The 21,970-nt window shown below is 32.2% G+C and carries 16 protein-coding genes; all 16 read right to left on the reverse strand.

From position 1 onward, the window contains the following. Positions 1-69: 69 nt before the first annotated feature. The 16 genes from coaE to ABXT64_RS12835 all read right to left on the reverse strand — a co-directional run bounded on the left by coaE (position 70) and on the right by ABXT64_RS12835 (position 21,893). Positions 70-651, reverse strand: coding sequence for a dephospho-CoA kinase (gene coaE, locus ABXT64_RS12760; RefSeq protein WP_443633320.1), 582 nt, complete (start codon positions 649-651; stop codon positions 70-72). Between the two features lie 16 nt (positions 652-667). Continuing rightward, positions 668-1,627 (reverse strand): CdaR family protein, encoded by a 960-nt coding sequence (locus ABXT64_RS12765; RefSeq protein ID WP_443633321.1) that lies wholly within the window; start codon positions 1,625-1,627, stop codon positions 668-670. 22 nt (positions 1,628-1,649) lie between these two features. Beyond that, complete coding sequence (locus ABXT64_RS12770; RefSeq protein ID WP_443633322.1) at positions 1,650-2,651, reverse strand: glycosyltransferase; 1,002 nt, start codon at positions 2,649-2,651, stop codon at positions 1,650-1,652. A gap of 68 nt (positions 2,652-2,719) precedes the next feature. Continuing rightward, positions 2,720-4,558: a T9SS type A sorting domain-containing protein gene (locus ABXT64_RS12775; RefSeq protein WP_443633323.1), complete on the reverse strand. Its 1,839-nt coding sequence runs from the start codon at positions 4,556-4,558 to the stop codon at positions 2,720-2,722. A gap of 95 nt (positions 4,559-4,653) precedes the next feature. Next, positions 4,654-6,126 carry a T9SS type A sorting domain-containing protein gene (locus tag ABXT64_RS12780; RefSeq protein ID WP_443633324.1) on the reverse strand — a complete coding sequence of 491 codons (1,473 nt, stop codon included), beginning with the start codon at positions 6,124-6,126 and terminating at the stop codon, positions 4,654-4,656. Between the two features lie 102 nt (positions 6,127-6,228). Further along, a complete protein-coding gene (locus tag ABXT64_RS12785) occupies positions 6,229-8,829 on the reverse strand; it encodes a T9SS type A sorting domain-containing protein (protein WP_443633325.1) in 2,601 nt (866 codons plus the stop codon). A gap of 187 nt (positions 8,830-9,016) precedes the next feature. Beyond that, positions 9,017-9,835 carry an enoyl-ACP reductase FabI gene (locus ABXT64_RS12790; RefSeq protein WP_443633326.1) on the reverse strand — a complete coding sequence of 273 codons (819 nt, stop codon included), beginning with the start codon at positions 9,833-9,835 and terminating at the stop codon, positions 9,017-9,019. A 64-nt stretch (positions 9,836-9,899) separates the two neighbouring features. Continuing rightward, positions 9,900-11,552 carry a DNA repair protein RecN gene (recN, locus tag ABXT64_RS12795; protein WP_443633327.1) on the reverse strand — a complete coding sequence of 551 codons (1,653 nt, stop codon included), beginning with the start codon at positions 11,550-11,552 and terminating at the stop codon, positions 9,900-9,902. A 62-nt stretch (positions 11,553-11,614) separates the two neighbouring features. Continuing rightward, positions 11,615-12,505, reverse strand: coding sequence for a type IX secretion system protein PorD (porD, locus tag ABXT64_RS12800; RefSeq protein WP_443633328.1), 891 nt, complete (start codon positions 12,503-12,505; stop codon positions 11,615-11,617). Beyond that, positions 12,498-13,709, reverse strand: a complete 1,212-nt coding sequence (gene coaBC, locus ABXT64_RS12805; RefSeq protein WP_443633329.1) for a bifunctional phosphopantothenoylcysteine decarboxylase/phosphopantothenate--cysteine ligase CoaBC — start codon at positions 13,707-13,709, stop codon at positions 12,498-12,500. Before coaBC ends, porD begins: the two co-directional genes overlap by 8 nt. A gap of 2 nt (positions 13,710-13,711) precedes the next feature. Continuing rightward, positions 13,712-14,047: a DNA-directed RNA polymerase subunit omega gene (locus tag ABXT64_RS12810; protein ID WP_443633330.1), complete on the reverse strand. Its 336-nt coding sequence runs from the start codon at positions 14,045-14,047 to the stop codon at positions 13,712-13,714. A 4-nt stretch (positions 14,048-14,051) separates the two neighbouring features. Beyond that, positions 14,052-14,870 (reverse strand): outer membrane protein assembly factor BamD, encoded by an 819-nt coding sequence (locus ABXT64_RS12815; RefSeq protein WP_443633331.1) that lies wholly within the window; start codon positions 14,868-14,870, stop codon positions 14,052-14,054. A 129-nt stretch (positions 14,871-14,999) separates the two neighbouring features. After that, entirely contained in the window at positions 15,000-15,881 is an 882-nt protein-coding gene (dapA, locus tag ABXT64_RS12820) for a 4-hydroxy-tetrahydrodipicolinate synthase (RefSeq protein WP_443633332.1), read from the reverse strand. A gap of 4 nt (positions 15,882-15,885) precedes the next feature. Next, positions 15,886-16,404, reverse strand: a complete 519-nt coding sequence (locus tag ABXT64_RS12825; protein ID WP_443633333.1) for a DUF6913 domain-containing protein — start codon at positions 16,402-16,404, stop codon at positions 15,886-15,888. A 54-nt stretch (positions 16,405-16,458) separates the two neighbouring features. Beyond that, positions 16,459-18,453, reverse strand: coding sequence for an NAD-dependent DNA ligase LigA (gene ligA / locus ABXT64_RS12830; RefSeq protein ID WP_443633334.1), 1,995 nt, complete (start codon positions 18,451-18,453; stop codon positions 16,459-16,461). A 110-nt stretch (positions 18,454-18,563) separates the two neighbouring features. Beyond that, positions 18,564-21,893 carry a fibronectin type III domain-containing protein gene (locus tag ABXT64_RS12835; protein WP_443633335.1) on the reverse strand — a complete coding sequence of 1,110 codons (3,330 nt, stop codon included), beginning with the start codon at positions 21,891-21,893 and terminating at the stop codon, positions 18,564-18,566. Positions 21,894-21,970 lie beyond the last annotated feature (77 nt).

The following is a 21,970-nucleotide window of genomic DNA, read 5'->3' on the forward strand; positions in this document are numbered from 1 at the left end:
TAAGATTTTAACATTTAGAGATGTCTTCATTTAACCAAATGTTAACAAATTAAAATATTATCAATTATTTCACCCTTTTGAAAGAATATTATGAATTTTTTGTGCTTTTTTTTGAGTTGCTTCTAAATCAATGTTTTCAATAACATAATCCGCTAACTTTTCTTTAATAACATCAGTCCATTGATTTTTTAGTCTATTATCTAAATCTTTTGGGGTAATACCCCCCCTTTTTAAGACTCTTTCTATTCTAATATTTTCTGGACATGTAATTAATATGGTTGCGTGGCATTTTTTATATCCCTCATTTTCAAATAATATTGCTGCTTCCTTTAAACAATAAGTGCCTTCCTGCTTTGTCACCCATTTAGAAAAGTGTTTTGCAACTTTAGGATGAATGATAGCGTTGGTCGCTTTTAATAAGTCTGTATCACTAAATATTTTTTCTGCAACAAATTGTTTGTTTAAAACTCCATCGATATATGTTTTTTCACCTAAAAGCTTAGTCAGCTTTCTCTTAATAATTTTTGATTGATTTGTTAGCTTTTTTGCTTCATCATCTGCAATATAAACGGGAACACCAAAGTCTTTAAACATTGATACTACAGTAGATTTCCCGCTACCTATTCCTCCTGTTAACCCTATTATTTTCATTTTTTAAATTACAATGTTACAACGCTTCCTTAAAAATTAAAAAATTAACTTTTTTGTGTTCCAATTCCACATTGAATATGTTAGTAGGTTGTTTTATAAGCTTTAACATAATGACATTATCTTCTTCTCTCTTTTCTGAATAATCACAAACTAGTTGGAAATCATTTTCTGTTAATAGTTTAAAGTCACTAACGGAAACATCGAATGTAATTCCTGAAACTTCAGGAGTAATTTTCAGCGTATTCTCATTATCATTATTAATAATTTCTATAGGAATGATTAATTTTTTCTGAGTGAATTCATCAACTTCAATTTCTAATTTTATATTTTCTTGACGAACGATAATATCCTTATTATCAACAGCATATATTTCTATACTTTCAGAAATTGAACTATTTACATTTTCCAATTTTAAAAGCTTTGTGCTAATTGTATGTATCTCATTTAAAATTTCTTCAGGCCCAGAAATTTGAATAGAATCAGGTATTATTTTAAGCCCAGCTGTTGCCTTAAAACCATCTTGATATGTTATATCTAACTGTGGAGAAATTTTAACTTTTTTTGATATTATTTCGTTTAATCGTATTATTAGTTCTTGTTTTGAAACATTTTTAACTAATAAATTTGAGTTCAGTTGAGACGTAATTATACGCCTAAGCTCCACGTCTGAAATTATCACATTGTTATTACCTTGATTATAATATTTATTTAAATTGATTTGAATTATTGGTTTTTTAATTTTAAAGAATAAAAACTCAAAGCCATTTGCAGTAAGATCAAAAGATAAACCTGAATCATTCGTTGTAGATAAAACTGTATTTGTAGGTAAATCACTATACGTAATATTAGATGATACTGAAGCAGTATATTCTTTAGAGAATTTAGTTAAAAACCAAAACACAGAGGATATTAATAAGAAGAATAAAAATCCATTTATTTTTCCTTTTTTAATCTGTGTACCAATTTTTTTAAACATTATGTATCGTCTTTTGATAAATTTACTTGAAAAATAGATTAGGAAACTGTTTAACAGGGTCTCTTTTTAATAGCTTTATTAATATAGTAGATTTTAAAAATGCAATACCATAGCCGAAAAATTGTATAAATAGTGCCGCAATAGAAAGAAAACCTATAACTGAGCTTTTATTTTTTATTGTTGAATCTATAAAGATTACACTTAAATAGACCAATAATGGGAGTACTATAAATACATTCTTTAGGAGTGCTCCTACAATGGAAATTACTACAAAAAATACAAAAAATGTTGGAAACCAAAATGTAATTTTTGAAGCGTTTGGATGCCACTTATTTAGTATTGGGCGAACTAAGCCAAAATTTTTAACCTGAGTATAAAACTTGTTCCATGAAATTCTTCTTTTATGAAATACATAGGCATTTGGGATAAAAACTGTTTCATACCCTAGTTTTAGTATCCTTTGCGATAAATCTGGGTCTTCTCCAGGATGTATCTTAGAAAATCCATTTGTATTTTTATAAGCCTCTTTAGAAATTCCCATATTAAAACTTCTAGGTTCAAATTTGTTTACACTTTTTTCACTTCCTCTAATTCCTCCAGTAGTTAAAAAAGAAGTCATTACATAATTAATAGCTTTTTGTAGCTTAGAAAAACTATCATGTGCCGCATCTGCACCGCCAAAACAATGAACATAATTATTTTTCAAATAATCATCTACCGTTTTTAAATAATGAGAAGGCAATATACAGTCTGAATCTAATATGATAAAATAGTTTCCATTAGCCTTTTCCATTCCAAAATTTCTAGAATCTCCTGGTCCAGAATTTTCTTTAAAATAATATGAAATATTTAATGAGGATGAAAAGTTTTTCACAATCATTTCGGAAGTTTCTTGTGATCCATCTTCAACAATTACAATTTCATGATTTTTAGCAAAATCAACACACTCAAAGCTTTCTAAAAGCTCTTTTATTTCTTCAGGGCGATTATAAACTGGAATAATAAAAGAATAATTCAACTTCATATCACAAAGGTAATTAAAAAAAAAGCCACCTGTATTTAACAGGTGGCTTTATAGTTCTATTATTTATACTAATTTTTAATCATTTTATAAGTGCCAATATACCCATCGATAGATACTTTCATTATATAAGTTCCTGCAGATAGATTAGAAATATTTATCTCTGAATTTATTGAATCAATTCTCTTATTTAATACTTCTTGACCAATCATATTATATATACTTACAGATTCTATAGTTTGTAATGCATTTACATGTATACTATGAGAGCTTGGGTTTGGGTAGAATGAAAAACTTTCAAATATAGCATCTTTTATTCCTAATATTGGTTCACAAGTAACCTCCAGACTAAAGTTTCCAGAACCTCCTTGTCCTCCTTCAACTATTATGATATAATTTGAAACTCCGTCTGAAAAAAATGTTAATTGAGATTGTTCTCCACAAAAATTTACATTTTCTGAAAGCAACTCATTAAAATCGCAATTATCATACACTAATAAACGTGAGTTATAATTTGTATTTCCATCACAAAGTGATAAAGTAACCCATTCTTCTTGTCCCTCTCCTATATAATTATAATATATATCTGTAGATGAATTTCCTACTGTATTCGTAGCGGTAATAGTTTCACCTATAATAATATCGCCACATTCAACATTAATTGCATTATCACAGGTATCATTAATTTGTGGTTGAGCACAGCTAACTTCCAAACTAAAGTTACCAGAACTATTTTGATTTCCTTCTACCATTATATAATAGGTAGATACCCCATCAGATAGAAAACTTACTTGTGATTGTTGTCCACAAAAATTATCATTTTCAGATATTTGTTCTGCTAGTGTACAATCTTCAAAAACTCTTAAATAAGAGTTGTAATCTGTAGAGCCATCACAAAGTGAAATAATTACGATCTCTGAAATCCCTGTTCCAGTATACGAATAGAATACATCTGACGAACTATTCCCACCATGATCTAATGCAGACATTGTATTACCTATAACGATATTTCCACAAGTAACCTCAATAGCTCCATCACATTCATCATTAGGTGCAGGAATAAAATCAACACAAGTCATTTCTAGGCTATATTCTCCAAAATTTGCCTGATATCCTTCAATCATGATATAAAATGTAGAAGTACCATCTGAAACAAAAGTGATTTCAGATTGCAATCCACAAGAATCATCAAGAGAGTAGAGTTGATTATTCAAATCGCAATCATCATAAATCCTTAGCCATGAATCATAATTTGTATCTCCATCGCAAAGAGATATTGTAATTACTTCAGGTATACCAGTTCCAGTATAGGTATAATATACATCTGGAGCTTCATTCCCACCAGTATCCGTAGCAAACTCAGTAGAGCCAACTACTGTTTCATTACAAATTAATTCAATTGCATTAGCACAAAAATTATTAGGTGGTTCATTAGGGTCAATAGGCACACAATTTAATGCTAGACTAAAATTACCTGTGTTTTCTGCAAAACCCTCTATTATAATTATGTAAGTAGAAAACCCATCAGAATCAAATAGAACTTCCGATTGTAATCCACATGAATCATCGTTTGAAATAATTTCTACCCCTAAAGTACAATCTTCATATACTCGAATATAAGAGTCATAATCTGTACTTCCGTCACAAAGGGATATTGTAAGATGTTCTGGTAATCCAGATCCTGTATACGTAAAATATACATCTCCTGATCCATTTGAATTTGTATCGGTCGCAGTGATAGTTTCACCAACAACGGTTTCTTCACAATTTAATGCTATTGCATTATCACAAGTGTCATTTACTGGAACAACATTCTCTTCAATATTGTAAGTATGAAAGGTAATTGGGTTTGCAAAACTGAAATTAATTAATGCAAAAAATAAAATAGTTAGAATGTGATTTTTTTTCATGAGGGTTAGTTTTCATTAATTTCTAGCAATAAATATACAATAAATAAAAAAGCCATCTGAATTTATCAGATGGCTTAATTGTGTTTTTATTTAATTTATATTTTCAACAATTTAAAGGTTCCAATAGAACCATTGATTGAAGCTTTCATTAAGTAAGTTCCTGTAGATAAATTAGAAATATCAATTTCTGAATGTATTGAATCTATATTTTCATTTAGTACTTCTTGCCCTATCATATTATATATACTTACAAATTCTATGTTTTGCAACGCATTTACATGGATACTATTATTTGAAGGATTTGGATAAAAAGAAAAGTGTTCTAATGCATTTTCATTAATACCTAAAATTGGATCACAAGTAATTTCAAGGCTGAAATTTCCTGAACTAGTTTGATTGCCCTCAACAACAATATAATAAGTAGATATTCCATCGGAAAAGAACGTAAGCCGTGATTGTTGTCCACAAAAATCATCATTTTCTGAAAGCAACTCATCATAATCACAAGTATCATACACTAATAAACGTGAATTATAATCTGTATTTCCGTCGCATAAAGATAAAGTCACCCATTCTTCACCTCCAGACCCTGTATATTTATAAAATACATCGGGTGAGCTATTACCTGCATTACTTAAGGAAGATGCAGTAGTTCCTATTGCAATATCTCCACAATTTAAGGCTATGGCTCCATCGCAATCATCATTTGGTGGTGGATCAAAAACGCTACAGGTTGTTTCTAAACTAAACTCTCCAAAATTAGATTGATACCCTTCAATCATAATATAATATGAAGATGTTCCATCTGAAACAAAGGTAATTTCAGATTGTAAACCACAAGAATCATCTATTGAAAATAATTGATTATTTAAATCACAGTCATCGAAAATTCGAAGCCATGAATCATAATTCGTGTCGCCGTCACATAAAGATACAGTGATCACCTCTGGGTCTCCGCTTCCTGTATAAGTAAAATATACATCGGGAGCATCATTTCCTCCAGAATCTGTTGCAAATTCTGTACTCCCTATAACTGTCTCATTACATTGTAAAGTAATGGCGTCATCACAATCATTATTTTCTGGCTCATTAGGATCAATAGCAAAGCATGTTATTTCTAAGCTAAAATTACCAACATTTGCTCCAAAACCTTCTATCATTATATAATAAGTAGAAGTCCCATTAGATTCAAAAGTAAGTTCAGACTGTAATCCACATGAATCATCGTTTGAAATAATTTCAACTGCTAGAGTACAATCTTCAAATACTCGAATATAAGAATCATAATCTGTACCTCCATCGCAAAGAGATAAAGTTATATCTTCTTCAAGACCAGATCCTGTATACGTAAAAAATACATCGGGAGCAGAATTCGCTCCAGAATCTGTCGCTGTGATTGTTTCTCCTATTATTATATCTCCACAAATTAATGCAATGGCATCAGCACATTCATCGTTTGTAGGAGGGTTTATAAAGGGTGGGATATTGTTTTCTAAACTAGAAGCGTTTATATTATTTTGACTGATAATGCAAAATAGTAAAGCTACAAAAAGTAAAGCTTTATTCATGTTAAGATAGGTTGGTTATACAATAAATTGATACAATAAATATACAATAAAAAAAGCCACCTGCTTTCGCAGGTGGCTTAATAATATTAGTTTAGAAATAAATTATTTCTTAACTATTTTATACGTACCAATTTGACCATCAACAGAAACTTTCATAATGTAAGTTCCAACTGAAAGGTTAGATACATCAAGTGAAGTACTAGTAGCTTCAACATTTTGATCAACAACTTTTTGACCTAAAACATTAAAGATAGCTACAGTCTCAATATTATTTTGAGCACTTAAGTTGATTGCATTTGTTGCAGGATTTGGGTAATAGTTAAATCCAGCAATAGCATTGTCTTCATATCCAATTAAAATAGTACAAGCAACATTTAAGTTAAATGCACCAGCACTAGTACTGAATCCAGTAACATAAACATAATAAGACTCACCAGAAGTAGCTGTAAATTCAACAAGAGATTGTAAACCTCCATCATCATCATTACCAGCTACACAAACTAATGCACCACAATCACCAGAGAATACACCTAATTTAGTGTCATAAGCAGATCCGAATGTATCTATTGTAACTGTATAATCACCATCCGCTGGAGTTTCAAATAAATACCACAGACCAGGAGCAGTATCTAATGCAGTATCACAAGTTCCAGGGTTATCTGTATTTGTAGCATCAGTAGTATCACCTGTAATAGCATCATCACAAGCTAATGGTAAAGCACCGTCACATAAATCATTTGGAGGACCAGTTGGATCTTCAGGGCTACAAGTAATAGCCATAGAGAAGTTTCCAGAGCTAGATCCAAATCCTTCTATCATAATCCAATAGGTAGAGGTACCATCTGAAGAAAAAGTAAGTTCAGATTGTAATCCACAAGAATCATCGTTTGTAGCTATTTCAGCTCCACCACATGCATCAAATAAACGTAATATAGAATCATAATCAGTACCACCGTCACATAAAGAAACAGTAATATCTTGTACAAGACCCATTCCAGTAAATGAATACCATAAATCTGGAGCAGCGTTATTACCTGAATCAGTAGCAGTAATAGTTTCACCTACAACAACATCTCCACAGTTAACATCAATTGCACCAGCACATTCATCATTTGGAGGAAGTACAACCGCTACACCTTCAAAAGAAACCCAAGCATATTGCGTTAAGGCAGCAGAATCCATTTGATTCACCAACGCAGTGTTTCCAGTTGCAGTATCTACGATACGTAACTCAGAATCAAAAACTGTATTATTAAATGCAGTCATATATACTGTATCAGTTAATGCGTCATATCCCATTCCTTGACCAAAGTTTGCATCAAATCCAATAGCTCCTAATAATGTAGCAGCTCCAGTTCCTAAATCTACTGTATACATGTTATCATCGACAACGTCATATGCATAAGCAACTCCAGCACCATCAATAGCTAATCCAATTGGGAAACCAGTAAATCCAGTAGCACCTACTAAAGTAGCAGATAGCCCAGCGAAATCAACAGTATAAAGATTTAAATCGGCAGCTAAAGCATAGTAAATTCCAGAAGTTGGATCGAACTCAGCACCTAACCAATCTCCAGCAATATTTCCTAAAGAAGTATAAGCTGCAGTAGCAATATCAACACTATAAGCATCACCTAAGTTATCTAAAACATAAGCAATTCCTGTAGTACCATCAATAGAACCAGCATTCTCGAAACCAGCAGCAGAAGAAGCTCCTAAAGGAGTAACAATAGTTCCATCAGCTGGGTCAAAAGAACCAAACTCAACAGTAGAGTTCATAGCACAATATCCTAAACCTCCACCACCTGTAGTAGCTTCATCTCCAACAACATTCATTACAAATGCGTTATCAAGACCGAAAGCAACAGCCATATCAGAAATCACAGTAGCTCCACAAGCTTCAGCAAGAATCCAAGAAACTCCTGTTTGTCCGTCTAAGTTTGCACCAAAACGCATGAAGTTAGTAGCTGTTAAATCATCTACAATCATTGCTTCAAGTACCATTACTTCTCCAGCAGGAACTGTTGCAACAATTGGCACAGAAATAAGAGTCTCAGAATCAGCAGAAGTAATAGTTACTACTTCAGAAGCTAAAAGAGTTAAAGTTCCATTAGGAAACGCAGCTCCAGTAGAAGACCAAATATTAACTGTCATTGGGAAACCAGCAGGAGTTATTACTCCAGCACCGATAGCAACCTCAGCATTTGTTACTTCAAAATCTCCAGCAATACCAAAATCGGTCGCTAAATCGAAATCTCTAAAAACACTATTGTCTCTATAGCTAATTGCATCAGCACAAGCTATTTCTGAACCAGCTTCGATAGTTTGTGTAACACTATGTGTAATTACAACTGGCATTCTTGTTGGATTCTCTCCATATGCCATTTTTGTTGCAGTTCCTGCAGGACCATTGTAAACTGAAGTACCAGTAGAAGTTCCTGTTAAAGAAGTTGCACCAAATAAAGAAGTATCATAGTTTTTGGAAACTCTTTCGTTCGGCGCTGGTATGCGATTAGCAAAATGTCTTTTCAAAGCACCTTGCTCTTCTTGAGTAAAATAGTCAGAAATGCTTGCGTGAGAAACTCCTATTTGAGCTAATCTCGTCAGTAAGTCCTGAACGTTTGTTGATTGAGCTTGTTGCGCGTTTGTTGTTCCAACTAAGCAGAACACAGCAAAAAGCAAAAGTGTAATTGTTTTTTTCATAATCTAATGTATATTTTTAGTTAATATTTGATAAATGTACCTAAAAAAATAATTAAGAACAAATGTTTTTCGACAAGAAGTTTTTTTTTAACGTTGAGTTAAAGATGAACTTATAAGTAAATACAACAAAAAAGCCTGATTATAAATAATTTACAGTCAGGCTTTTTTGTTGTATTTATTTTGATTGTTATTCGCTTTCTACAAAGGCTCCCATAACCTCATTACTTACTCCCATATTGGAAAATCCTCCATCATTATATAGGTTTTGTAATGTTACTCTTTTGGTTAAATCACTAAACATTGCTATGGTATAATTTGCGCAATCAATCGCTGTAGCATTTCCTAATGGAGACATTTTTTCTGCATAAGCAATAAAACCGTCAAAACCTTTAACTCCCTGCCCTGCAGTAGTAGGTGTTGGAGATTGTGAAATTGTATTCACTCTAACTTTTTTATCTTTTCCGAAGAAATAACCAAAGCTTCGAGCAATAGACTCTAAGTACGCTTTATTATCTGCCATATCATTGTAGTCTGGAAATACTCGTTGTGCAGCCATATAAGTAAGAGCAACAATACTTCCCCATTCATTCATTGCATCTTTCTTATAAAGTACTTGCATTGTTTTATGAAAAGAACCTGCAGATACATCCCACCCTTTCTGTGTCCATGCATAGTTTTGATCAGTATAATGTTTTCCTTTTCTAACATTTACAGACATGCCGATAGAATGTAAAACAAAATCAATTTTACCTCCTAAAATCTCCATTGACTTTTCAACAAGGTTTTCTAAATCTTCAATACTTGTAGCATCCGCAGGAATAATTTCTGAATTGGTTTGTTTTGCTAATTCATTAATTTGTCCCATTCTCATTGCGATTGGTGCATTTGTAAGCACAAATACTCCCCCTTCTTCATGTACACGTACCGCTGTTTTCCAAGCTATTGAATTTTCATCCAAGGCTCCAAATATAATTCCTCTTTTTCCTTTTAATAAATTATAAGACATTGACTTTTCTTTGTTGGTTATTATTAATGAAATTTTGTTCTTTATATTAATTCAAATATACGTTTTAATTCAATAATTCTTTTGCATGCAAAATTGCGGTTTCAGATTTTTCTTTACCGCCTATCATTTCAGCAATTTCTTCTATTCTTTCTTCCGCATTTAAATTTCTTAATCTAGTAACTGTTAAATTATTATGGTCTTCTTTGTATATTTTTAAATGATTGTTACCCTTCCCTGCTAATTGCGGTAGATGCGTGATACATATCAATTGCAATTTATCACTCATCGTTTCTAATATTAGCGCCATTTTTGTTGCTACTTCCCCTGAAACCCCTGTATCAATTTCATCGAATATTAAGGTAGGTAATTTTTTATAACTTGCTAATACAGATTTAATTGCTAACATTATTCTACTCAATTCACCTCCCGAAGCTACCTTTTTTAAAGGAGCATAATCCAATCCCTTATTTGCTGTAAATAAAAGTGCCAAGGTATCAGTTCCATTCTTTTTAAATGAAGTTGACTTTGACAGTTCAAATTTAAAGCGTGCATTTGGCAAACCTAACTGATTTAGAATATGTTCCATTTTCTTCTTTAATATAGGTATTGCTTCACTCCTAGTTAAAGAAATTTTAGTTCCAAGTTGAGTCAATTTTTGATGTAGTTTTTTTTGTCTGACTTCTAGATCATTAATTTTTTCATCTAGATTTAGAGTTGAATCTATTTGAGATTTTAATGTATTTTGAATTTCTAATAATTCATCTATCGTAGCTACAGCATGTTTTTGTTGTAGTTTATATATGGCTTGAAGAGCATTGTTTGTTTCAAATAATAATTCAGGATTTGCTTCAACATTAGAAGTTGCATCATGGATTGACTCTTGCAAATCTTCTAATTCAATCACACAACTATTGAGTCGTTCCCAAAAGGATTCATACTCGGCAGCATACGACTTAATAGTAGAGAGTGCATTTCTTATTTCTTTAGCCGTTTCAATAGTACCGATATGTTCTTCAGAAAATAATTGCATTGCTTTAGAAAAAACTTCCTGTATAGATTCGGTATTATTTAAGGTTTCAAACGACTCTTCTAAAGACTGTAGATTGACACCTTTTAATTTTGCTTGTTCTATTTCATTATACAAAAAGGTATTATAGTCTAATTCCTTATTAGCTGATTCCTTTTTATATTTTAATTCTGAAATAGTTTCAGTTAAATTAAAATATTCTTTTAATTCATGTGAATAGGATTGTAGTAAATTTTCATTATTAGCCAACACATCGATAACTTCCATCTGAAAGTTTTCAGAAAAAAGGGTAAGCGTTTCGTGCTGAGTATGAATATCTACCAAATACGGTGCTAAGGATTGAAGTTGCTGTAATGTAACAGGAGAATCATTTACAAAGGCTCTACTTTTTCCGTTCGGAAATAATTCTCTTCTAAGGATAGTTTCTGGGTCATAATCCATTGTGTTTTTTTCGAACACATTTTGAATTTTTAATCTTTTGATAGAAAAACTAGCTTCAATAATACATTTTTTAGAAGTATCATTGATACTACTCAATTCAGCTCTTTTGCCTAATAAAAGTGATAATGCACCTAACAATATAGATTTACCAGCTCCAGTCTCACCAGTAATTATAGTAAGTCCAGAAGTGAAATCGACATTAATATCATCTATTAATGCGTAATTTTTTATAGAAAGTTGGGTAATCACATTGTTAAAATTAAATTACCTTATAAATGTAATCGGTTTTATTATTTCTGCAAGAAAAAATATTAAAATCTAATTTTCGACCAATTATTTCGCTTGGTAGGTGCCATACGATTTAAGTTATCAATTAATTCAGTAATGTCAGTACTTGGTCCACCACTAAATATATTTTGAATTTCATCCCCTTTTGCATCAAAGAAGGTTCTTAATAAATAAGAGTTAGGTCTTCTATCGTTTATTTTCTTTAGAGTAGCAATTGCTTCGGCAATACTTTTTTTAGCCGCTTTTTGATTTGTAGACATTACATCTAAGCCTAAACGATGATATCCATACATTGCTGTGTGAAACTCCTGATAAACACTAGAAATCAATGCGTCGTTAAATCGAAAGCGTGATTGGTTACCATCGGTAGATTTCCAGCCTTTAAAATTACTAGAAGCAGCGGTATTGACAATTTGCTTTGCAGTTTCAAAATATTCGAAGCCTGCATTATCCTCATAAGTATCTGCATCTAAACCTATAACAGTATAGACATGGAATGCTATAATTGAAACTAAATTTGAATCGAAGTTATTAATATTAAATATTAAAGGTTCAAATTCTGTATAATTAAAACTTACCTGTTTGTCGTTATAATTATATATCGGACTATCATAAACAGAATCAAAAATTGGTCTTGATGCTTGTATTTGCAAGTTACAAGAGAAAAAATTTGAGTCAAACTCATTCACGATAAGTGACATATTTAAATCTATTCTCTCTTGATTTTTAAATTCTTTATTTGTCCAAACTGTATTATTTAAAAATTCTGTAAGTTGCTGTTCTAATGTTCTAAATACTTGCTGATTTTGTTGACCTGTTTTAGATGCATCAATGGTAACTGTACAATTTAATTCTTGAGATTGAATTGCAAGTGTTGAAAATATAAGCGATACTATTATAATAATTTTACGCATGGATTTGTTTTATAATATGTTGTAAAATATCGAATGCTACTTCTCTCTTTCTTTTAACAGGATAAGGCACTATTTTATTGTCCTTTGTAATTATGGTAACCTTATTTGTATCTGTTTTAAAACCTGCACCTTTATCATTAAGCGAATTTAATACAATTAAATCTAAATTCTTTCGTAGAAGTTTTGTTTTTGCATTTTCAATTTCATTTTCTGTTTCTAAAGCAAAACCTACTAAAAATTGTTTGTCTTTTATTTTTCCTAAGGAAGCTAAAATATCTTTCGTTTTTTTGAGCTCCATAGTTAAACTCCCTTCCTTCTTTTTAATCTTTTGATTTGCAACGTTTATAGGAGTAAAGTCTGCAACGGCAGCACTCAATATTGCAATACTGCAATCATTAAAATGATTATGAGTAGCCTCATACATTTCATGAGCTGTAGTTACTTTAATGACTTTAATTAAACTATGCTCTATTTGTAATGATACAGGACCCGAAATTAAAACTACTTCGGCTCCCATTGATGCCGCTGTTTCAGCAACTGCATATCCCATTTTTCCACTTGAATGATTTCCTATAAAACGAACTGGGTCAATTGCTTCAAAAGTAGGGCCTGCAGTAATAAGTATTTTTTTGCCTCGTAAGGGTAAATCCTTTAGAATGTTTTTTTCAATAAAATAAACAATTTCAGAAGGCTCAGCCATTCTTCCTTGTCCTATTAATCCACTAGCTAATTCGCCACTGGCTGCAGGTATTTGAATATTTTCAAATTCATTTAATTTAGAGAAAGATGCTAAGGTAGTTGGATGTTTGTACATATCTAAATCCATTGCAGGAGCATAATACACTGGGCATTTTGCAGACAGATACACTGCTAATAATAAATTATCACAAACGCCATTTGCCATTTTTGATAGTGTATTGGCAGTAGCTGGAGCAATTACAAATAAATCTGCCCAAAGGGCTAACTCAACATGGTTATTCCATTGGGCATTATCATCATCTTCATTTGTAAAAGAAGAGTATACTTCGTTTTTAGATAAAGTAGAAAGTGTTAAGGGAGTTACAAATTCTTTAGATGAAGGAGTCATTATTACCTTCACATCAGCTCCATTTTTCACTAATAAACGTACTAAAAAAGCAGATTTATAAGCGGCAATACCGGCCGTTATGCCTAGTAATATTCTTTTTCCGCTTAGAATAGACATTATTAACTATCTAATGCTTCGTCTTGAGTGTTTCTATGGTAGATTTTATCTTCTAACCATTCTTGAACTGCTAATGCATGAGGCTTAGGTAATTTTTCATAAAACTTAGAAACTTCAATTTGTTCTTTGTTTTCAAAAATTTCTTCTAAACTATCATTATACGTAGCAAATTCATCTAACTTTTCGATAAGCTCTTTTTTAATATCAGCATTTATCTGAATAGATCTTTTAGAAATAATAGATATTGCCTCATAAATATTATCAGTGGGAGCATCAATTAAGTTTTTATCAATAGTTTCAGTATTGATATTTGCGTCGCTATTTTTAATATCTATCATAATTTTATTTTAAACTTGATGTTTCGGTTTCGGTTTCGTATTCGTTTAAACGTAGATTAACGTCTTCTAATATTTTAGCAGCATCTTCATTTAAGGTGCTATCTTTATAATATTTAGCAAAATTATTATAATAGCCTTTAGCGGTAATTAAACGATCTTTCACTAAAGAAGGATAACTTCTAATTGCCAATTTATAGGCAGCTTCAAATTTACCAAAATATGCATCTTTACGATAAACTGATCCTGGATTATCTAGGATGAAATTATCAAATGACTCTATTGCAGCTTTAAAATCTGAAATTCTTAAATATTGCTTTGCAGTTTCTATGCTTTTCTTTTCTAATTTATCATTAAGTTCTGCAACTTTCTCATTTGCGTCAATTCTAAAATCAGAATCTGGAAATTTATTAATAAAGTCTTGCAGTTTTTCTAGGCCTTTATAAGTGTCTTTTTGATCTAAAGAAAAACGAGAAGATAATTCGTAATAACTTTTTGCTCCTTTATAAGAAGCTGCTTCAGCACTATCACTTTTAGGATATGAAGTTGCAAATCTTTCAAATTGATACCCCGCTAAATAAAAATCTTCTAAATTGTAAAATGTATTTGCATACATAAACATTAATTTTTCAGCTTGTGGTTTACCACGATATGCTGGAACAATCTGTTCCATTAACTTTAAAGCTTTTTTAAACTTTCCAGTTTCATACATTGTATTCATCATGGTATACTTTTCAGCAGTATCATCATTTTTAAGTACTCGTTGGTACTCACTACATGAAGTGAATAATAGTATCGAAAATAAAAGTAAAAGTGTGGTTCTCATAAATCTAAAAAACTTCGTGCAAAAGTAATAAATAAAACGTGATAATAAAAACTTATTATCTAGCTAAAATATTGCGCTTAGCACTAATAAACATTACTTTTTTGAAATAATTAACGTATGAAATCTTTATTATGAATCAAAGGAGTTAATGAAAGCATCCAATTTTAAAGATAATGAGCTACTAATTCCTACCAAAGGCAATCTCACATAATCTTCACAAATCCCTAATTTTTTAAAGACATATTTTATTCCTGCTGGATTTCCTTCCTCAAAGATATAATCGATTGCAGGAGCAATTTTATAATGAATATTATATGCTTTATCTACGTTTTTTTCTAATCCAAAAGTTACCATGTTTGAAAATTCTTTAGGAAATCCTTCTCCTATTACCGATATAACTCCTGCACCACCGGCTAATATCATAGGTAAGGTGATCATGTCATCTCCTGAAATTACTAAAAAGTCTTTTGGACAAACTGAAATTAGTTTCATTGCTTGAACGATGTCCCCTGCAGCTTCTTTTATAGCAACAATATTTTTAAAATCATTTGCTAATCTTACTACCGTTTCTGGTTCTATATTTGAAGCCGTTCTTCCGGGAACATTATATATAATAATTGGTAAAGACGCAACTTTAGCTATGGTTGCAAAATGTTGATAAATTCCTTCTTGTGTCGGTTTATTGTAATAGGGCGAAACTGATAAAATAGCTGAAATCCCTGTCAAATCTTGAGATTGCATTTCTTGCGATACGGCTGCAGTGTTATTTCCGCCAATACCTAATACTAAAGGCACTCTATTGTTATTTGCACCTTTGATTGTCGCAATAACTACTTGTTTTTCTTCATTAGACAAGGTTGCGCTTTCAGCTGTTGTTCCTAAAACAACTAAATAATCTATCCCATTTTCAATATTAAAATTTACGACTCTTTTTAACCCTTCTACATCAATAGATAAATCTTTCAAAAAAGGCGTAATCAATGCTACTCCTGTGCCTATAAACTCTTTCATTTGTTTAGTTTATTTTGTTAAGTATTGTTAAATATTTTATTAACTCCAATTTAAATCCCTCGATATTGTTAGGATCTATATCCATAAGCAAATCGTATAATCGCTCATCTCCTCCTTTAAAACCAACTTTAAATTTAGCTTTACTTTTAGACACCATTACGTCTAAAAATTCATTCTTTCCTGAATAAAAACCAATAAGTACATCAAAAGGAATATCCAAAAACTCTGTAGCATTTTGGTTGTCAATATCACCACGCCAAGTAAAATCTTTATTATTTATTTGATTCTGAACTAAGGTAGGAAGTTTCTTTTTTACTTCTCTAAAAGAATAGATTTTAACATCCTTTCTATGAATCTGCAATTCTTTTGAAAAATCATACAGTGTTTCTATGTCAAGTAAAATATTTTCATCAACTAAAAAACCTAGTCTTTTTAATGACGAATTACGCAATGTCAAATCTCTTCCCTTAAGATTTTCATCTATTTGTCTTTTAAGATATTTACGCTTTAATTTTTCAAACATTGCTTATATTGTACTAGTACAAAATTACAATTTAATTGTTATTTGAATACTTAATTAAGAAATCATTAATAAAAAATCATCTTCAGTGATGATAGGTATTTCAAGGCTTTCAGCTTTTGTGCGCTTACTTGGTCCCATAGTATCACCTGCAATTACATAGCCTGTTTTTTTTGAAATAGAACTAGATATTTTTCCTCCATTATCCTCAATTAGTTTTTTAAGTTCATTTCGTGAAACTTTCATAAAAACACCAGATACAACAAATGTATTACCCTGCAATTTATCTGTTTGATTTTTTAATTCTTCGGAAGATATTTCAAGTTGAACTCCATAACTTTTTAACTTAGTAATCATTTCATTGTTCTCTTCTGAAGTAAAAAACAGAACCACACTTTTAGCTATAATCTCCCCTATTTCATCTACAGAAATCAACTCTTCTTCGGAAGCTTTTGCTAAGTTATCAATACTTTTATAATATTTTGCGAGTTTTTTAGCTACTGTTTCTCCTACATAACGTATACCTAAAGCAAATAACACTCGTTCAAAAGGAATTTCTTTTGAAGCTTCAACACCCGCTATTAGATTGTCTGCACTTTTTTCAGCCATTCGTTCTAAAGGCAATACTTTTTCCTTTGTCAACTCATATAAATCAGCATAGTTATTAATTAAATGATTAGTTACCAATAAAGCGACAGTTTCACCTCCCAAACCTTCAATATCCATTGCTTTTCGAGAAATAAAATGTTGAATTCTTCCTATAATTTGTGGTGGACATCGCATAGTATTCAAGCAAAAATGTTTTGCTTCACCCGCTAATCGGATTAATTCTGTCTGACATTCAGGGCATTTCTCAATATATTTAGTTGCTTTGGAATCATGAGGTCGCTTAGATAAATCAACGCCAATAATTTTTGGAATGATTTCTCCTCCTTTTTCAACAAAAACAGTATCCTTTTCTCTAATATCTAACTTCTCTATTTGATCTGCATTATGCAGTGAAGCTCTTTTTACAATGGTACCAGCTAATTCTACAGGCTCTAAATTAGCAACAGGAGTTATAGCTCCAGTTCTACCAACTTGATACGTAATTTCATTTAACACTGTTGAAACTTGCTCTGCTTTAAACTTATACGCAATTGCCCAACGAGGAGCTTTAGCCGTATACCCTAGCTCATCTTGTTGATGCAAGTTATTTACTTTAATTACAACACCATCTGTTTCATAAGGTAAATCATGTCTATGGACATCCCAATAATCTACAAATTTAAATACCTCATCGATACTTGAAACAACTTTAGCTTCACTAGGAACATTAAAGCCCCATTCTCTAGCTTTTTCTAAATTTTGAAGCTGTGTGCTAATCGGTAACTTTTCACCTATTACACTATATAACAAACACTCTAATGGACGTTTAGCTACTTCACTACTATCTTGTAGTTTTAAACTTCCAGAGGCAGTATTCCTTGGATTTCGATAGGGCTCTTCTCCTGCTTCAATCCTAACTTCGTTCATTTTATTAAAACCATCAAATGGAAGAACTATCTCACCCCGTATATCAAACCGATTTGGAAAATCACCTTGTAGTACTAAAGGGATCGTTTTTATGGTTTTTATATTAGCAGTCACCTCATCGCCCTTGTAACCATCCCCTCTAGTTACAGCTCTTAGCAGTATACCATTTTCATAGGTTAAGCTAATGGAAGCTCCATCATATTTTAATTCACAGGTGTAATTAATGTCTCCATCTACTAATTTTTTAATACGTGTTTCCCAATCTAAGAGATCTTCTTTTGAATAGGAATTATCCAAAGAATGCATTCTATAATCATGAACAATTGTATTAAAATTCTTTGTGATTTTACCACCAACGCGTAAGGTAGGAGAATTAGCATCATGAAATTCTGGATGATCTTCTTCTAACTTTTGAAGTTCTTTCAGTTTTTGATCAAAGTCAAAATCGGATATAGTGGAAGTATCTAAAACATAATAGTTATGGTTATGTTTCCGAAGTTCTTCTCGTAATTGAAATATATACTCTTTCATATTCATGTAACAAATATAAAATTCATTCTTATAAAATAGTCGTTTTCAAAAACAGAATATCAACAAAAAAGGCCGTCTTATTAAGACGGCCTTTTCAAATATAATAAACTAAAATATTAATCTTTCACAAAACGTTTTGTAACCGCTAATTTGTCTGATACGAATCGGATAAAATATAATCCTGATGCATAATTAGAAACATCAACTGTAATCTTACTATCTCTAGAAGAGATCGTTTTAACTATTTGTCCCGTTGTTGAAAATATAACGATTGAATCATAATTAGTATCATCTAACATATCAATCGAAAGCGTTGATTTTGTTGGATTTGGATACACATTAATATTCTTTTCAGCATTTTCAGTAAATGATTTTATCTTAGAACCTGCATTGTTAGCGAATGGAGCTACATTATCTCCTGAAACCACAATAGCATCTAAATAAACTCTATCTTTATTATCACTAGCAAAATTTGTAATACGAATTCTATTATTAGCATTGAAACTATAGCTACCACTATCTAGTGTGATTATATCTGTAAAGAATGAACTATTGTTAAAATCTACAGCTCTTTCATAGGTTCCAATTGCTTGATATGTTGAGCCGTCAAAAAATTCAACTACATAAAATTCTCCAAGATCCATACTAATTGAATAAGAATGGAATTCAATAGCAATTTCAGTATTACCTGTTAAATCCATTACTGGAGATTCTGTAAATGAAGTAGCAGAACCATCTCTTAATCTCATTGAATAAGATCCTTCAAAAGCACGACTTGCATTATTAGTTCTAAAACAATCGCTTCCTCCGTCAGTCCAACCATCTAAACCAGTTTCAAAGTAGTATCCAGCGATAACACCAGGACCTCCGCCACCACCAACAGTTGTGGTTGCGAATATAGCTTTACTTAACGATGATTTATTTCCTGCAGCATCAACAGCTCTCACTCTATACTTATATTCTGTATTAGGAGTTAATCCAGACATCGTTGTTGATGTACCTGCTGTACTAAGGTTAAATGGTCCATTTTGATATACTTCATAACTAACCACACCTACATTATCTGTTGAAGCATCCCAAGATAAATCTATTGTAGTATCTGTTATGTTAGAAGCAACTACGTTTAATGGTTTTGATGGAGCTTCAATGTCTGGTCCACCTCCAGCTGCCATTAGGTTAATTGTATAATCTTCTACCTCTCCATATTGGAAAGTCTCACACTGAGAAGGTATACCATTATACTTCATAGAAACTCTCACCCTAACAGGAGATTCCGATGTGCCACTTGGCACTGTAAAAATACCACTATTAGGAGTATCTGTAGAAGCTGCTTTAGACCATACTAACTCTCCTGTATCATCAAAATCAGCATCCGCATTATAGTCAATCCAAACTGCATAACCTTCAGCAAAAACAGTTCCTGTCCATGTTGGAGTAACTGTTACCGTATAATCCTGTCCTTCGGTTAAATCAGTTGAAATAGCTGTAAAATCTGAATAAAATTGCGCTCCTGAAGCATTATCGATCGTGTTTAATTGTACACGCCCAATAAATTCATCTGAAGTATCAGTACTAGCAGAATCACAATATTCTGCTGGAGGACCATCAATAGTTGTAAACGAAGTACTTGCATCTCCAGAAGTATTTCCGGCAGCATCTTGAGCATTAACTGTTGCATTATACAAAGTTAATGGTAACAATCCTGATACATTAAAGCTATTTGTTGGAGTCGTACCAACTTGAATTCCATCAATAAGAATGTTATAAAAAGCAACACCTACATTATCTGTTGAAGCTGTCCAATTTAACGTTGCTCCTGAACCTGTAATATTACTTGCAACTAAATTGTTTGGATCTGTTGGATCTTCAGTATCTGGCGGACCCGCAGCTGCAATTTCGAACACTCCAACTACTCCTTTTCTTCCACTGTTCATGTATTCAGTGATGAACCAGAAAGTAGAATCGTCTGTAGGATCTACATCAATTTTACTATAATCTCCATATCTCGTTCCTGAAAAATTTTGATTTCCGTTGGAAATTACTTCTTCAGAAGCTGTCATTGTATTGATTGGATCTCCACTTAATCTTCCTGTAAAATAAGAACTAACTCTTACGGTTGTAGGAGTTGAAGGTCCTGACATAGAAGAGTATCCCATTCCAATATTCCCTTGACCATCCATTGCTAAACTTGCGTTCCATGCATGTCTACCATCTGGAGCTGTATAGGTACCTTCTTGGTATAAAGACCAAGGTTGGTTATCACCACTTTGACGAAATTCTTGCCATCTTACAGCAGCAAGTTCTCCTGCACTAGCATCAGCATCAACTACAAAATTAAATACAGCTGAATTATGCGAACTAAATTTTCTAAACTGAGCTTGATTCATAATAGTGGCTTGTAATGCGTCAATCGCAGAACCTCCACCTGGTTGTGTTAAGTTTGAAAAACTACCACCATCAAAAACACTGATAAATGGAGTGGTATTAATTTGTGTTGCTGCAGATACAGTAGAACTCCCAGGACTTGCCCAGTTCACATCAATGGTCCATAATTTAATATGGTCAGTGCTCACTCCGCTCCAAGCATCATCTTGCATATAAACAATAGGTGCACCACCAGCGGCAGGCATATTTCCATCTGTTACACTAAAGGCTTGAGGGCTATAAAAACCACTTGTAGCAATTCCTGGAAGATCGAATCCAAGTATTTGCGCCCCAGCATTTCCAGCCAACATTTCATCTCTTTCTAAAGCCCATACTCTATTAGAACTACTTGTATTATCAGTCATATAATAACCATCACTCCAAATGGAAAGCTTTTGATAATCATTAATTGCCGAAATATTATAAATAAACCAACCCGCAGTTAAAGGATTAGGTCCATCTGAAACAGCCACTTGAGCACCACTTCCTAAAAAGGTTAGCACCCATCTATCTGCTGCATTATCATAAGCTGCGGTTAGATCACAACATCCTCCAGCGGGGAAAATAGCTGGGTTGGGAGACGTTTCTCCTAATAATATGTTTCCAGATTTATCATAAATCATAAATCCAGTATTAAATACTACCATGACGTGATTAGGACCTACCGCTAAGGATGGATCTGTTGGTTGTGAAGTCGATGAATAGGTATCGAAAACAAGACTTGGAGGCGTCATACGCACACTTTGTTCCATTTCATGTTTGTTTCTCACAAAATAATCATCTTGGGTTTGGGGATCTTGTCCTGCACCAATGTATTGTCCAATTGATCGTTTGTCTTTTGCCTCTCTAGGTGTATTATCTGGAGCTCTAAGATCTCCTGGTCTAGATTGCAAAGACGATACATATTCTACAGAAGAAACAGTTCCTGTATAATTAGCTTTTGTTTTTACATTTTTTTGGGCAAAACCAGAAAATGTGAAAAGAGATAATAATAAAATTAATAGTAGGTGATTTTTAGTCATTATATAGATTTAGGTTAATATTTGGTTTTCAATATACCATAATTGATATTATATAGAAAAGAATTTAAGGAATTTTC

This window comes from Candidatus Marifrigoribacter sp. Uisw_064 (genome assembly GCF_047730175.1).
Lineage (GTDB): Bacteria > Bacteroidota > Bacteroidia > Flavobacteriales > Flavobacteriaceae > Marifrigoribacter.